11 protein-coding genes are annotated in these 14,570 nt (G+C 65.7%); 8 read left to right on the top strand and 3 right to left on the bottom strand.

The genetic code is table 11. From position 1 onward, the window contains the following. The first annotated feature begins 437 nt into the window (after positions 1 to 437). From POF73_RS11910 to POF73_RS11890, 5 genes are all read left to right on the top strand, one after another. Positions 438 to 3,257 (top strand): glycoside hydrolase family 2 TIM barrel-domain containing protein, encoded by a 2,820-nt coding sequence (locus POF73_RS11910; RefSeq protein ID WP_272114600.1) that lies wholly within the window; start codon positions 438 to 440, stop codon positions 3,255 to 3,257. A 548-nt stretch (positions 3,258 to 3,805) separates the two neighbouring features. After that, on the top strand, positions 3,806 to 3,988 hold the full coding sequence (locus tag POF73_RS11905; protein ID WP_272114599.1) for a hypothetical protein: 183 nt from the start codon (positions 3,806 to 3,808) through the stop codon (positions 3,986 to 3,988). Positions 3,989 to 5,339: 1,351 nt separating this feature from the next. Then, positions 5,340 to 5,750 (top strand): VOC family protein, encoded by a 411-nt coding sequence (locus POF73_RS11900; protein WP_272114598.1) that lies wholly within the window; start codon positions 5,340 to 5,342, stop codon positions 5,748 to 5,750. A 40-nt stretch (positions 5,751 to 5,790) separates the two neighbouring features. Beyond that, positions 5,791 to 6,795 carry a tyrosine-type recombinase/integrase gene (locus POF73_RS11895; protein ID WP_272114597.1) on the top strand — a complete coding sequence of 335 codons (1,005 nt, stop codon included), beginning with the start codon at positions 5,791 to 5,793 and terminating at the stop codon, positions 6,793 to 6,795. Between the two features lie 645 nt (positions 6,796 to 7,440). Further along, positions 7,441 to 9,021 carry a GmrSD restriction endonuclease domain-containing protein gene (locus POF73_RS11890; protein WP_272114596.1) on the top strand — a complete coding sequence of 527 codons (1,581 nt, stop codon included), beginning with the start codon at positions 7,441 to 7,443 and terminating at the stop codon, positions 9,019 to 9,021. 1,531 nt (positions 9,022 to 10,552) lie between these two features. Here the strand turns inward: POF73_RS11890 and POF73_RS11885 are convergent. Genes POF73_RS11885 through POF73_RS11875 form a run of 3 tightly spaced genes read right to left on the bottom strand, consistent with a single transcriptional unit; the run spans position 10,553 to position 11,812 of the window. Beyond that, positions 10,553 to 10,930, bottom strand: coding sequence for a hypothetical protein (locus POF73_RS11885; protein ID WP_272114637.1), 378 nt, complete (start codon positions 10,928 to 10,930; stop codon positions 10,553 to 10,555). After that, complete coding sequence (locus POF73_RS11880) at positions 10,930 to 11,358, bottom strand: ATP-binding protein (protein WP_272114594.1); 429 nt, start codon at positions 11,356 to 11,358, stop codon at positions 10,930 to 10,932. Before POF73_RS11880 ends, POF73_RS11885 begins: the two co-directional genes overlap by 1 nt. A 46-nt stretch (positions 11,359 to 11,404) precedes the next feature. Continuing rightward, positions 11,405 to 11,812, bottom strand: coding sequence for an NUDIX hydrolase (locus tag POF73_RS11875; RefSeq protein ID WP_272114636.1), 408 nt, complete (start codon positions 11,810 to 11,812; stop codon positions 11,405 to 11,407). A 107-nt stretch (positions 11,813 to 11,919) separates the two neighbouring features. On the opposite strand from POF73_RS11875, the gene POF73_RS11870 reads away from it, so the two are divergent. The 3 genes from POF73_RS11870 to POF73_RS11860 all read left to right on the top strand — a co-directional run bounded on the left by POF73_RS11870 (position 11,920) and on the right by POF73_RS11860 (position 14,548). Beyond that, complete coding sequence (locus POF73_RS11870; protein WP_272114593.1) at positions 11,920 to 12,708, top strand: GntR family transcriptional regulator; 789 nt, start codon at positions 11,920 to 11,922, stop codon at positions 12,706 to 12,708. 170 nt (positions 12,709 to 12,878) lie between these two features. Then, the gene (locus POF73_RS11865; RefSeq protein ID WP_147998882.1) at positions 12,879 to 13,235 is read left to right on the top strand and encodes an SCO3933 family regulatory protein; all 357 of its coding nucleotides are present in this window, start codon (positions 12,879 to 12,881) and stop codon (positions 13,233 to 13,235) included. Continuing rightward, positions 13,235 to 14,548, top strand: a complete 1,314-nt coding sequence (locus POF73_RS11860; protein ID WP_272114592.1) for an FtsK/SpoIIIE domain-containing protein — start codon at positions 13,235 to 13,237, stop codon at positions 14,546 to 14,548. Before POF73_RS11865 ends, POF73_RS11860 begins: the two co-directional genes overlap by 1 nt. Positions 14,549 to 14,570: the final 22 nt, after the last annotated feature.

The raw sequence follows: 14,570 nt of genomic DNA, 5'->3' as shown, positions 1-14,570 counted from the left end.
GTTCCCGGACGGGCACGGTGTTGAGCCGGGCTCGGCCGGACGTCCAGTCGGGGAACACCTTCGGGCGTGCACAGAGCTTGAGTGACGCCCGTTCTGCGCGGCAAGGCCGACGGGCGCGATTCTCGCGAAACGGCCGACGCTCGCGCTTGGTTCACTTGCCGCCTTGGATCCGTACCACTGGAGATGAGCTGCTCCGAGTACCGAGGTCGGCGGTGTCGGCGCTGACATGGCGACTCCGGAGGCTCCTGTACCTTCTGCTGCCCTCTTGTATTCGATTCATTCGACTCCTAATGTCGTCGTCGCTCCTGCACGTCTGCTCTGACCTGCGGCGTTGTGCGCGCAAGCGCTTCGACTGTCGTGGTGCCGACCGGGCCCGTCGGCTACCCCGCACGTCCCTGCCATCCCCACCCGACGGTTCCTTGAAGTCTGGAGATGTCATGCAGTTGTCACGTCGTGGCGTTCTGATCCTCGGCGCCGTCGGCGCCGTCGCCGGAGGCCTTCCCGCGGGCTCGGCCCGGGCCGCGGAGGCGGTCGACGGAACGGACGCCTCCACGCGCACCGAGCGCCTGTATCTGTCCGGCGAGGACGCCGACAACCCGGTCGACTGGGACTTCCTGTGCACCAGCGGGCGGCGCAGCGGCAGTTGGGGCAGCATTCCGGTTCCGTCCAACTGGGAGTTCCACGGATACGGGACGTACAACTACGGGTGGAATCTGCGCCCGGAGGAGAAAGGCCGCTACCGGCACACCTTCACGCCGCCCGCCCACTGGCGTGACAGACGCGTCTTCCTCGTGTTCGAAGGGTCGATGACCGACACCGAGGCGTGGATCAACGGCGATTCGGCCGGGCCCGTCCACCGCGGCGGCTTCTACCGGTTCCGGCACGAGGTGACCGGAAAGCTGCGTCCGGGGCAGGACAACCTCCTGGAGGTGACCGTCAGCAAGGAGTCCACCGACGACTCCGTCAACCGGGCCGAACGCCTCGGCGACTACTGGAACTTCGGCGGCATCTACCGCCCCGTCCACCTGGAGGCGTTCCCGCTCCAGCACATCGAACGCATCGCCGTCGACGCCCGCGCCGACGGCACGCTGCGGATCGACGCCCATCTGTCGGGTACCGGCTCCGCCGACCGTCTCGTCGCCCAGGTCACCGACCTCTCCGGGCGCCCGGTCGGCGCCCCGTTCACCGCGGCCGTCGCTCCCGGCGACACGATGGTGACCCTCAGGACCGCTGTCGACTCCCCCCGGCAGTGGACGGCGGAGACCCCGCACCTCTACCGCGTCGAGGTCGCGCTCCGCGCCGGCGACGACCGCACCATCCACCGCGTCGACGAGAGGTTCGGCTTCCGTACCGTCGAGGTGCGCCCCGGCGACGGCGTGTACGTCAACGGCGTGAAGATCCTCCTCAAGGGAGCCAACCGGCACACCATCTGGCCCACGTCCGGCCGGGCGACCAGCGCGCGCGTCAGCCGCAAGGACATCCTGCTGATGCGGGAGATGAACATGAACGCGGTCCGGATGTCCCACTACCCGCCGGACACGCACTTCCTCGACCTCGCCGACGAACTCGGGCTGTACGTGCTCGACGAACTCGCCGGCTGGCAGAAGTCGTACGACGAAGCGGCGGGCAGGCCCCTCGTCGCCGAGATGGTCACCCGTGACGTCAACCACCCGTCGATCCTGTTCTGGGACAACGGCAACGAAGGCGGCTGGAACACCGCCCTCGACGACGACTACGCCCGCCACGACCCCCAGCGGCGCACCGTCCTCCACCCCTGGGCGAACTTCGGCGGCATCAACACCGACCACTACGAGACGTACGACAGCACGCGCCGCATCCTCCAGGAACAGGGCGACGTCTTCATGCCCACCGAGTTCCTCCACGGCCTCTACGACGGCGGCGCCGGCGCGGGGCTCGACGACTACTGGAAGCTGATGGGCCGTGAACGGCTCTCCGCCGGCGGCTTCCTGTGGTCACTGATCGACGAGGGCATCGTGCGGGACGACCTCGGCGGCGCAATCGATGTGGCGGGCAACGCCGCACCCGACGGCATCCTCGGCCCCTTCCGCGAGAAGGAGGCCAGCTTCTACACGATCAAGGACATCTGGTCTCCCGTACAACTCGCCGAGCCGGAGCGGTTCACCTCCGGCCTGCCGGACGACTTCGACGGACGGATCAGCCTCACCAACCACTACGCCTTCACCAACACCCGTACCTGCCTGTTCACTTGGCGGCTCCTGGACTTCCGCACCCCGTCGCAGCGGCGGGACGGCCACACGGTGCGCGCCCAGGGCACCGCCTGCGCTCCGGACATCGAGCGCGGCGCGGAAGGAGTGCTGCGCCTGCACCTGCCGCCCGGCTGGCGACGCGCCGACGCCATGGCGCTCACCGTCACGGACGCCGACGGCCGCAAGATATGCAGCTGGACCTGGACCATCACATCCGCCGCCGACCAGGCCCGACGGCTCGTACGGACGGGCCCGGGACCGGCCGTACGCGGCCGGCTCGCGGACGACAGGCTCACCGTCGTATCCCGCCACACCACGGTCACGCTCGACGCCACGACGGGCATGCTGGCCGGCGTCACCCACCGAGGAAGGGACTTCGCGCTGTCTCGCGGCCCGCTGCCCACCACCGGAACGGCCGATCTCACCCGCCTGACGCACGGGCCCGACGGCCACGGCTACACGGTGGAGGCCGAGTACTCCGGCGTGCTGCGCCACGTCCGGTGGCGTCTGCACCCCAGCGGCTGGCTGCAGTTGGACTACCGCTACCACCTCACCGGCGAGTACGACCTCTTCGGCGTCGGCTTCGACCATCCCGAAGCGCAGGTGACCGGCGTGACCTGGCTCGGCCACGGACCGCACAGGGTGTGGAAGAACCGGCTGCGCGGCGCCGCGACGGACGTCTGGACGAAGCAGTACAACGACACCGCGACCGGTGCCGACGGCTGGGTGTACCCGGAGTTCAAGGGCTACCACGCGGGCATCCGCTGGGCGTCCCTGCACACCACCGCCGGACGTCTCACCGTGGTCTCCGAGGACGAGAACCTCTACCTGCGCCTCTTCACCCCCCGGTTCGGACCCGACCCCCGCCATACCGCGCCGCCCTTCCCGAAGGGAGATCTGTCGTTCCTCGACGCCATCCCGGCGATCGGCACCAAGTTCGACGCACCGTCCGCGCTCGGCCCCAGCGGCGGCCCCACCACGGCGACGGGCGACTACGGGCGAACTCTGTACTTCTCGTTCTCCCAGTAGCGCCTCCACCCCCTCGCCGACGCCGCACCATGCGGCCGGGCCCCCTGCCGACCGGCGCTTCCCACAGGTGCTCGACCCCACCTTCCCGAGGCGCGCGCCTGACCCCTCGACCGTGACGGCCAGTGCGGATGTGGGTGGAGGCGGTGATCTCGCCGTCGGCAGGGGCAGTTCCAGAAGAACGGGCCCGACCAGTCTGCTGGCACGAATCCGGCCCGGTGCGAGTCCGACGGGCCTAAGTTGCCGCCACAGCCTGGGCTTCGCCTACTCCAAGGAGACGCATGCGGCCCTGGTGTCTTCGAAGCTGGAGAAGTTCTCGCTCTCCGGACCTCCGAGCTGCGCTACAACTGGGCCGAGGCGAGGCTCGCTGCGCTGAGCCTGCCCGAACTCACGGAGTTGGTCACCGAGGCGTGGCGTATGCGCGTCACCGCGAAGGTGGCCCGTGCACACATCGGACCCTCCCCCGAGCCGCCCCCGCCCTCGTCGAGCCCGCCCATCGAACGGCCTTGTACCGTTGGCCCAACTTCTGGAAATACAGGCTCCCTTGACGCTTGGAGGCGGAGCGGTACCTGCTCGGGGAGGGCCTGGCCGCCTGGGCGGTGATGCCCCCCCGGCGCACCGCTTCCCGACCTGAACGACCCGAGATCGACGCGGTGGTCACCGCGTACGAGGAACTCGCCCGTCTCCCGGTCGGCTCCCCCGCCCTCGGTCCCTCGGCCCGGCGGCGGCCGTGAAGACGCTGTGCGCGCCGGACCCGCGGGGCCGCTCCTCGGTGGGCAGTGTGCAGGACTGCGGCACCCATTCCACGTCGTGCATCTCGCTCACGCCCGTCATGACGCCCCCGCATCCGGCCACACCACCGACGGTAGACCTGTAACTGGGTACCGGTTGCAGGCCCAGGCAGCCGCCCGAGTGCCTCAGCGAGTGCATCCGCCGGTCGGCCGGCTCTGTGCCGCCGTGGGTAAACCGCCATACGCCGGTTCGTCAGCTGCAGCAGTCGCATCCGGGGCGGCAACCACACGCGTCCGCCTCGGTGTTGGCCGGCTGCGTCGCCGCGTGGGTTTGCGATCGGTTTGCGGTTGACGCCGACCCCATCTAGATGCCGAGGCCTGACAGCATTTGAATCTGTGTCCTCATCCTTATCTGGTCGATCATGGAGCGCTGTGGCCTCGGGCTTACCGCGCTCTGGTCCGGGATCGGCGTTCGTCACAAGTCACGTCCGCTCCCGCCCCCATAGCGGTCGCGCGGAGGCCTTCCAGGAGCACTGCTGGGTGGGGCTGGTTGCTGTAGTTGCTGTACTTCGCTGCTGTACGCGCTCATCCCCGAAATGCTGAGATCAGAGCCGCCAGTGCCCCGATCAGGCCAGCGACGGCCGTTATGCCAGCTAGCCACAGGGTGGCTCTCCGGTAGCTGTGGTCATTAGGCTCCCTGCCGGGAGGACTGTCAGGCAACGTCATGCTGGTCCTTCATTTGATGCAGATCATCGACAGTTGCTGCTGTCCATGACCTCGTCAGGTAAGCCCCGTCCTGGTCGGCTATGGCAGGGGCGGGGCTTCATTTCGACCGGGAACCTAGCAGGCCGCTGACCAGCATGTTCTTCAACTGAACCTGTTTCGGCTGTCGTTGACGCGCCCATGGTGCATACTGAGTCGATCCCATCACCAACCACGGGATAGCTCTGTCCTGCGGCATATGACAGAGGCGCATTCGTCAGCCATGACCTCAAAACGGATGTTATAGACGAACGTGCGACATGGGACACGCGCCAGCTTGGCCGAATATCGTCTCTAACATCGCGAGCAGCACTAGGCCGACCGGGAGACTGTCGCTGAGCCTGGGCGGCATCGCTGGTGAGCGCACGTTTTGAGATCGAACCCCATCCTTATCAGGTCGATCATGTGGGGTCATGGACGTCGGCCAACTCGCTCTGGGCCTCGATGGATCGTCCGTCGGTGTTCGGCGCTGCCCGCTGCCGTTCGCGCCTGTTGATGTCGGCCGTTGATGTCAGCGATGAGGGGCGCTCTTGACAAACCCAACACAGGGCCTGTCTCGAAGTCGGGTGTGAGCTTGTGCCAAGATCGCGGGATGCTGCGACTCACCGATTTCATTATCGACTGCCCGGACACGATGAAGCTGGCGGCTTTCTACTCCGAGGTGACGGGCCGTCCGATCAAGGAAGGCAGCTCCGAGAACTGGGCTGGCATCCAGTTCGGCGAGATCGAGCTGGCATTCATCCGGGTGGACGACTACCGCGCTCCGCAGTGGCCCGACAGCGAGCACCCCAAGCAGTTCCACCTCGACTTCGAAGTGGACGAGATCGAGTCCGAGCAGCGTCGCGTCCTCGACCTCGGCGCGACGCTAAGGCAGGACTTTATCGGCCCCAACGGCTACGGCTGGCAGGTCTACACCGACCCGATCGGCCACCCCTTCTGCCTGTGCCGCAACAAGGGCGTCATCTGGACCGACCAGGGCCCGATCTGGCCCAAGCACGACTAATTAGCCGCCAAAGAAGGGAAGACGCCGCCGGTTCGGCGCTGTGCGGCAGTACCGGTCCGGCCGCTGGACGGCGTCGTACCTCGGACCTGACGGTGAGCGCATCCGCGCGGAGCAGACGTTCGAGAGCAAGAAGGACGCGGAAGTCTGGCTGTCCCAGGTTGAGGCAGACCTGACCCGAGAGGACTGGCGTGCTCCCGACGCGGGGGCGGTCAACTTCCGTGTCTACGCGAAGAAATGGGTCGAAGAGCGGGAACTGGCTGTTCGTACCGACGACCTGTACAAGCACCTTCTTCGGCTGTACCTCCTCCCGACGTTCGGCGCGCTGGACCTGGACGAGATCATGGCTCCCCGAGTGCGTGAGTGGCGGGCTGAACGCCTCCGCGCCACCAAAGCGAAGACCACAGTCGCCAAGGCATACCGCCTCCTCAAGGGCATCATGGAGACCGCCGTCGACGACGACCTGATCACCCGGAACCCGTGCCGCATCAAGGGCGCGGGCAAGGAATCAGCCGCCGAACGCCGTATCGCCACCGTCGCCCAGGTCGACGCCCTCGCCGAGGCGATCGGCATCCGTTGGCGACTCATGGTCTACCTCGGCGCTTACGGCCCGATGCGCTCCGAGGAGCTGGCCGGCCTCCGGCGCCGGGACGTCGACCTCGACAACCTCGTGATCCGCGTCCGCGTTGCCGAGCCCGAGCGAACCAACGGCAAGCGCGCTCCCGGCGAGACCAAATCCGAGGCAGGCGTCCGCGTTGTCGTCCTCCCGGCCTTCCTCCACAAGGAGGTGAAGCGGCACCTCGCCTGGTACGCCGAGAAGGGGCCCGATGGCCTGCTCTTCGTCGGCGAGAAGGGCGCCCCCTTCCGGCGTACCTCCTTCGGTCGGAAGTGGCGTCGCGCTCGCGCCGCCGTCGGCCTCCCGGACGGCTTCCGCTTCTACGACCTTCGTCACACTGGACACACGCTTTCGACCCGCTCGGGCGCCACCCTGAAGGACACGATGGTTCGCGCCGGACAGTCCTCCGAGAAAGCCGCGCTGATCTACTAGCACTCCGCCCCACCGGTCTAGACAACAAAGAACCCCCGGGTCTCTGACCTGGGGGTTTCACATGGAGCGGGTGACGAGAATCGAACTCGCGCTCTCAGCTTGGGAAGCTTGGGTTCCAAGGCGGCGGCGGCTGAGCTGAGCTGCGGCGGAGTGGTGTTGGAGTCCTGGTCGCACCTGGGGCAAGTTCCCGCTGTTCCCCGTGGTTCCCCGCAGGATCTGGCACGCGAATGGCACGGCCTCGAACGTCCCTTGGTCGAGCTGGCCCCGGGGGTGTCTGAGCCTTAGCCGACGACAGTCAGCCACGATGGAGGGGCAGACGACCGAGCAGGCGCGCGTGTGCCTCGCTGTACCCCCGCCTGCCTGAGCCACTCTGTCGGCCGTCGACCGGAGCAAGTCCCGACGGCGGAAGCGCATGGATGGCACCTTGCGCGAGGACCTTTTCCGTCCCGAAGCAATCTTGGCGCGTGGCAGTGCAAGAAGGGCCGTGACGCTGACCTGCGTGGCCCGTCCGGTCGCCGACGCCTGACCGCTCCTTACGGCATGCTCGTCCTCTCCTCGACCGTCGCTTTGACCGGTTTGGGCAAACAGCCGACGCAGCCGTTGTCCACCGGCTAGCGTTGCGCGCAGTCTGCGGAAGGAGCTTTGGTGCCGTCCATTCGTCAACTCATAGAGGCTGTTTCAGACGGCCGCGTCCGAATTCCCGCTTTCCAGCGCGGTTTTGTCTGGGACGCTGACCGAGTTGCTCAGCTCATGGACAGCATCTATAAGGGTTACCCTTTCGGTGCTTTGCTCTTTTGGCGAACTCGGGCGGAGTTAAAGACAGAGCGTGACCTCGGTCCCTTCAAGTTGCCGCGCCGCCCGGATGATTATCCAATCGACTATGTACTGGATGGCCAGCAGCGTCTGACAAGTATCTTCGGTGTCTTTCAAACGGAATTGAAGCCCTCGACAAAAGCGGAGTGGGCCGATATCTACTTCGACTATCGCGGCGATGTCGACGCGCAAGAGAGCCTGTTTATTCCTCTAACTGGCAATGAGGTCGATCCAGCAAGGCATTTTCCGTTGAACGTGTTCTTTGACGCGGCGAAATACGGACCGGCATTTCGGGCGCTGCCTGACGATGTGACGCCAAAAATCGATGACCTGTACAGCCGCTTCAAGGAAGCGGACGTGCCTGTCCAAACCTTCACTACTGACGATCGAGCTGGCGTGGCCATCGTGTTTGAGAGAGTAAACCGGCTCGGTGTGGAACTCGACACATTGCAGCTGCTCAGCGCATGGACTTGGTCTGACGATTTCGATCTGCAGCGACGTTTCGAAGATCTAAGCGAAGAATTGGAGCCATTTGGCTTCAAAGGTGTCGGAGAAGACGTAACGCTTCTTCTTCGTTGCTGTGCGGCGGTGGTTGACGGGGATGCTTCCCCGAAGACTCTAATGTCGCTGAACGGCACCAAAGTACGAGAACAGTTCTCTCACGTGGTCAACGGAATCAAGGGGGCCATCGACTTCGTCCGAAAGGAGTTGCGTGTGGAAAAACTCGATAACCTTCCGCATGCGACTCTACTCGTGCCGCTAGCCGTGTTCTTTGCAGTGCCCGATTCGAAGTCGGTGAAACTCTCAAACTCGCAGCGGTCGATGCTGTTGCGCTGGTTCTGGAAGGCCTGCTTCTCTGCCCGATACGGTCGAGTAGTGCAACGGAACCTCCAGGCAGACGTCGAAGAAGTGATCAAACTTAAAGAAGGGAAGCCTTCCAAGCTTGATGAAATTCCTGTGCAGATCGATGACCGCTTCTTTCTGGAGAACAACTTCAACCTCAACGCTGTGAGTTCGAAGACATTCGTTCTCCTGTTGGCGCAGCAGCGGCCATTGAGTCTGGTCAGTGGCTCGGCGATTGACCTTTCGGTGGCGCTTCAGGCGTACAACAGAAATGAGTTTCACCACCTATATCCGCAGGCTTTCCTGCGCGCACAGGGTGTCCCAACGGACAGGCAAAGCCCACTAGCCAACATGTGCTTCATCAACGCGATCGACAATAAGGTGCTGAGTGGGGACGCGCCGAGTGTCTATCAGGATAGGATTTCCCATCACGAAGTCGTGCTAAAACACGCGCTGTGCCCATCAACGGAACTGTTCGCAGACGACTACGAGAATTTTCTCAAGACGCGGGCGCGTATGCTTCTTGGCGCAGCAAATGCGCGGATGAACTTCGGTGAGGCGCCCGCTTAGGTCGGCGGACCTGAACGACCGAGCCAAGGCGCAGGCGCCGACGGACTCTGAGGCGACGCTGGTACGAGGCCAGGGCTTTGAGGCTGTGCTCATCCTTGTCAGGTAGATCACGGGAAGCGGCGACGTCGGTTAACCACCCGGGTCCCTGGGGGATCGACTACGACGAATTCGGCGCTTATCGGTGCGTCTGAAATTTCTCGTGTCAGCTGACCGCCCACCCCTTGATGGATCTGCCCCATCTTGCCCGAGCGCCACCCTTGGCGGGAGAGCCGTATGGCTGAGGGGTTCTGACCTGGGGATTCGTTGCTGGTGGCTCTCGCTCGCTTGTCGCTGCCGGTCGTCATTGGTCAGCCTCGGGCGCCCTTGCACGGGCCCTGGGGCGGCCAAGCGACCCTCCCGTGCCGCGTCTGGTGTGATCGTCTACTGCCGCACACGCCCCCGAAGGGTATCGACACGGCAAGAGTCGTTATGTGCTTGAAATGAGAGCCGCGAGGGATGGATGAGACCCGAGTGAAGGATTACCTGAGGTAACGGCGCGTTGTTGCGCGCTTTACGCTCCCGCGTGCACCCATTCGGCAGCTCCGACGTCTGGCAGGAATCCCGCGGTCGACCTTAGGTTCGCTCACGCCAGCACGCGAAGCAAGGAAGAGTGGAATTGAGCGATAGTTCAAACGGTGCCAGTCCTCCATCGCCGCAAGGTTCAGACACCAATAAGGCGACGATAATTGCTGTGGTCGGAATAGCCCTGGCAGCCATCCCGATTGTTTGGGCTGTAATTTTATGGATCGGGGACGAGACTACTGGCAGCAGCTACGCCGATAAGGCAGATCAGGCCTGCGCGAGGCACCAACCGGCTCTGGACGCCCTAGGCCCGGAGCCAAACGGAATGGACCCGCAGGTGTACACCGCATACTTGAAGCAGCGAGGCGAAATAATACGCGCAGCGCTCAAGGACTGGGGAGCCGTCAAGGTTCCCTCACAGATGCAGGGCGAGATAAACGACGCCTACTTCGCGGCCGATTCCGCCGCGAAGGAATGGGAAACAGCCGTACATTGGGGCTCACTTGGGGATACAGACAGGTCAAACCACTACCTGGACGAATCGAGCCGCTATGCCACAGAGGCAATCCGTAAGGCTCGCTCGGCCGGTCTGCAGGTCTGCCCCCTGGGCTTCTAGCAGTGCAAAATGAGGGCGGTGGAGCGGCTTTGGGCTGGAGCTGCTTTGGCGCGAGTGATCATGGCCCCGTAAGCTTCCGGCGTGTCGGGCAGTCTGTGAACCTGCCTGTAAAGCACGACGTTGGGGCCATGACCTTCGAGGCTCGCGCCAAAGTGGCTGCGTAAAGCCGTGGAGCCGACCGCCCCAGCCATGACCTGCCCCTTCTCTGGCATCAGGCGGCTGATTGCTGTGTGCGCGGCGCGGGCGCCGGCCGGGCTGGAGCGGGGCGGAGACATGAGCGCAGGCCCGGCCGGGGGCCGGGCCGCGCGCGGGGAGCGGAGCGAGCCGCCTTGAACCAGTAGAGAAAGTTGTAACTCAGTCGGCCGCGTGGGGCTTGAAGTCGTATGCGCAAGCTGGCAGTTCGCTGCCGTTGCGGTGTGCGAGCGGTACGAAGAGCACGGGCCGGATAGTCCATGTGATGCGGGTGCGGGCCTGGGTGATGGACACAGTGCAGGGCTCAGACCGTAGGAGGGCTCGCCGTGTCTGGATGCGGCCCTCGTACAACCAGTCCCAGGCCTCGTCGGAGGCTTCCGCGTCCAGCGCGGGTGTGATCGTGCGCAGGGTGACGGCAACCCAGTTGTCGGCCTGGGGCGCCGAGTATGCATCGATCGATGCCAGGAGTGCCGGCCGCCGCTGCTTGCCCAGGTCCTCGGTCCAGCACTCGCACCAGTAGCCCCACTGCGGCTTGTCCATCAGCACGGGTGACCTCCACGGCGCGGGTGCGCGAAGAGCTCCGCGGTGACGGTGTGGCCTCCGTCGGTTTCGTGGACCACGACCCGGTGCGCGATGACGCTGACCATGCCCAGTCCGCGGCCGTGCTCGGCCTCCTGGTCCTGGTGCTCGACCTTCGGGGCCGTGCCGGTACCGCCGTCGTCTGTGACCGACAGGGCGATCACCTGCGGGGAGACCGCGAGTGCCAGATGGAAGCTGCCGGATTCCTTGCCACTGGCCGTGTGCAGAATCGCGTTCGCGCTCAGCTCGCTGACGATCAGCTCGGCATCCTCCGCTAACGGCGACCCGCGCAGGATGTCGCGGGTCCAGCGGCGGGCTCGGCTGACCTCTTCTGGAAATCCTGGGCAAGTGAGCCCCCAGACCCGGGCGCTACTCGTATACTCGTGCATACAAGTTCCTTCATGCTGGTAGGCCGCCATGTGCAGCGGGTTCGGGCTAGACGAGTTTCACGCCGTCGTGGGCGCGGATGGCAGGCGGAGACGCCGCGTCCATCGCGTCCAGGACGCGGATCGCGTACGCCTCGTCGGCGAGTTCGGAGACTTCTTCGCGAGTGGCCCAGCGCAGCGCGCGGGTCTCGCTTCCGGTGGTGGGTGTGCCGTCGGCGGCTTCGCAGCGGAAGACCAGCGAGACGATCAGGCCCGTCATGTTCTTGTAGACGCCGGTCAGGGTCGCGGGAAGCGTGATCTTGATACCGGTTTCTTCGAGGACTTCGCGTTGGAGGGCCTCGGGGATGGTCTCCTCACGTTCGAGGACACCGCCCGGCGGTTCCCACTTGCCGTTGTCGCGGCGCTGAATCAAGAGGGCACGGCCGTGGGCGTCGATGACGATCCCGGCGACGCTCACGGAGTGCGGGCGTTCAGTGCTCACGTTCCTCGGCCCTCTCGGCTGGCTAGGCTCTCCACCGTAGCAACAAGACTCGCCCACACGTCTAGATACCTAAAGGAGTACACGTGAGCGCTCTTCCTTCCGGCCTCCTCGGCGATCTCGACCCCACGAGTGATCGTGCGGTCTTCCGGCAGATCGCCGACCAGTTGCGTGAGGCCATCGACCGTGGGCGATTCAGAGAGGGCGACAAGCTGCCCTCCGAGGCTGACCTTGTCGAGCATTACGGGGTATCCCGGATGACGGTCCGGAACTCCTTCTCCATCCTCCAGGGCGAAGGACTCGTGCACGCCGAGCATGGCAAGGGCGTCTTCGTCCGGCCCCGGCCGCCTGTGCGACGGCTTGCCTCCGACCGGTTTGCCCGGCGGCACAGGGAGCAAGGGAAGTCCGCCTTCATCGTCGAGGCGAATGCGGCCGGCAGTCACCCCCAGGTCGACAGCCTGGAGGTCAAGGAGGAGAAGGCCAGCCAGGACGTCTCCACCCGGCTCGGGTCCGTGCGGCGCGTGCTGGCCCGCCGGCGCCGGTATTTGCTCGACGGGCGGCCCGTGGAGTTCGCCACCTCCTACCTGCCGCTCGACATCGCTCGCGGTACGCCTATCGCCGAACCGAACCCCGGACCCGGCGGCATCTATGCCCGCCTCGAAGAGCTGGGCCACCGACTCGACCACTTCGAGGAGGAGATCCGGGCCCGGATGCCCTCGCCTGCCGAGGTGAAGACGCTCCGACTGGCCTCCGGTGTGCCGGTCATTCACCTGATCCGGACCGCCTTCGACACGGAAGGGCGGGCCGTGGAGGTCTGCGACACGGTGATGGCGGCGGACGCGTACGTCCTGTCGTACCAGCTTCCGGCGACCTAATCGTCATGGTTTGCGGTGGTGCGCGGGGACGCCTTCCCGAACTCGTACACCCCAACGTGCATACTCGTATAGACGAGTGGGCAAGTTGTGTGGCAACGTGGTCCGCGCGATCCCGGCAGATCGGGTTCGTAGAGCGCATCATGTATAGACGAGTAGATAGGGGAAGTCCCTTGCGTACCATCCGTGTTGAGACCTCCGGCTCCACGATCCTGCTGACCGAGGCTCCCGAGCCCAAGGTCCGCGACCGCCAGACCGGAGAGATCGCCAAGGACGCAACCAGCGGTGAGGCGCTGATGACGATCGGCGTCGTCTACATCGAGGACGGAGAGTCGTCGCTGATCAAGGTCACCGTCCCGGAGGGCGGCATCTCCGAGGGGCTGACCCTCGGGGCGCCGGTCTCGCTGCCGGGGCTGGTGGCCCGTCCCTGGGAGAGCGTCTTCAACGGGCAGCAGCGCCATGGCATCGCCTACCGCGCCGCCGCTGTAACCCCGGCCGCATTCCCGGCCTCCACCGGGGCCGCTGCCTGATGGCCGACATCGCGACGCTTCTGGAGGTAGGTGGTCCTGTCGCCGCACTTGGCGGCGGGGCCGCCTACACCCGGGCCAAGCACCCGGCGGCGTACTGGTCCACCGTTGGCCTGCCGATATCCACGGCCCGACTGCTCAGCTCGTACGGCTCGGTCATGGAAGCGTGCGGCCTGACCGTCGCGCCGTCCCGGCTCCGAGTCCTCGCCGTCAAGGCCACCACCCGGCGTGAGGTCCGGCCCGTTCCGCCGCGTCGGGGGATCATCCGGCCGACCTCAACGGGTCTGCGGATCCGTCTCCGGCTCGCTCCGGGGCAGGAACCCGCCGACGTCGCCGCCTCGGCCGAACGGCTCCGGCACGCCTGGGGCGTTCACGGCGTCTACGTCACCACGCTCAAGCCTGGTGTGGTGGAGCTCCGGGTTGTCGGCTACGACGTGCTGCGGCGGGTGCGGATGCCCCGCAAGGTCATGGGCGGATTCCTCAAGGTGCCGGTGGCACTGCGAGAGGACGCCACCCCGTTCGTACGTGACTACCGCACCATCCCGCACCAACTCACCCTCGGCGCCACGCTGTCCGGCAAGTCCATGTACCTGCGCCACCTGATCGCCGGGCTGGCCCATCAGCAAGTCGCCCTGGTCGGTATCGACTGCAAGCGGGGTGTGGAGCTGGCTCCCTTCGCTTCACGGCTTTCGGCATTCGCCACCGACCCGGAGCAGGCGGCTGATCTCCTGCCCGCACTCGTGGAGGAAATGGAGGATCGCTACGACCTGATCAAGGCTCGGCAAGGCATCGCACCCAGCACACCAGACGAGGAGATCACCTCTGACATCTGGGGCCTGCCCGAGCATGAACGGCCCGTGCCCATCGTGCTGTTCGTCGACGAGGTAGCCGAACTCTTCCTGGTCGCCACGAAGAAGGATGAGCAACGGCGCGATGAGATGGTCACCCAGCTGATTCGGCTCGCTCAGCTCGGCCGTGCCGCCGGTATCTACCTGGAGGTCTGCGGGCAGCGCTTCGGCGCCGAACTCGGCAAGGGGGCCACCATGCTGCGAGCCCAGCTCACTGGCCGCGTCTGCCATCGCGTCAACGACGAAGCCTCGGCGAAGATGGCCCTCGGCGACATTGCGCCCGAGGCCGTCTTGGCTGCCTGCGCCATCGCCCCCGAACGGCCCGGCCTCGCCGTGGCCGGTGACACCTCCGGTGGCTGGTCCCGCATCCGTACGCCGTACCTCTCCCTCGGCGATGCCGCCGAGACCTGCCGGGGCTCGGCGCACCTCGTGCCCGACCTGCCCGCGCTCAAGCCCTTCCAGCCGTAACCGACTGACCTCGCCAACCCGG

It is taken from the genome of Streptomyces sp. HD, from assembly GCF_028369295.1.
Taxonomy (GTDB): domain Bacteria; phylum Actinomycetota; class Actinomycetes; order Streptomycetales; family Streptomycetaceae; genus Streptomyces.
Note: the sequence above shows the minus strand (reverse complement) of the source record. Positions and strands in the feature narration are given on the sequence as shown.

What these genes read in the sequence shown, in the direction of transcription:
- POF73_RS11880 (WP_272114594.1), bottom strand. Translation starts at nt 11,358, where the DNA reads ATGCACGAGTATACGAGTAGCGCCCGGGTCTGGGGGCTCACTTGCCCA.
- POF73_RS11885 (WP_272114637.1), bottom strand. Translation starts at nt 10,930, where the DNA reads ATGGACAAGCCGCAGTGGGGCTACTGGTGCGAGTGCTGGACCGAGGAC.
- POF73_RS11900 (WP_272114598.1), top strand. Translation starts at nt 5,340, where the DNA reads ATGCTGCGACTCACCGATTTCATTATCGACTGCCCGGACACGATGAAG.
- POF73_RS11860 (WP_272114592.1), top strand. Translation starts at nt 13,235, where the DNA reads ATGGCCGACATCGCGACGCTTCTGGAGGTAGGTGGTCCTGTCGCCGCA.
- POF73_RS11910 (WP_272114600.1), top strand. Translation starts at nt 438, where the DNA reads ATGCAGTTGTCACGTCGTGGCGTTCTGATCCTCGGCGCCGTCGGCGCC.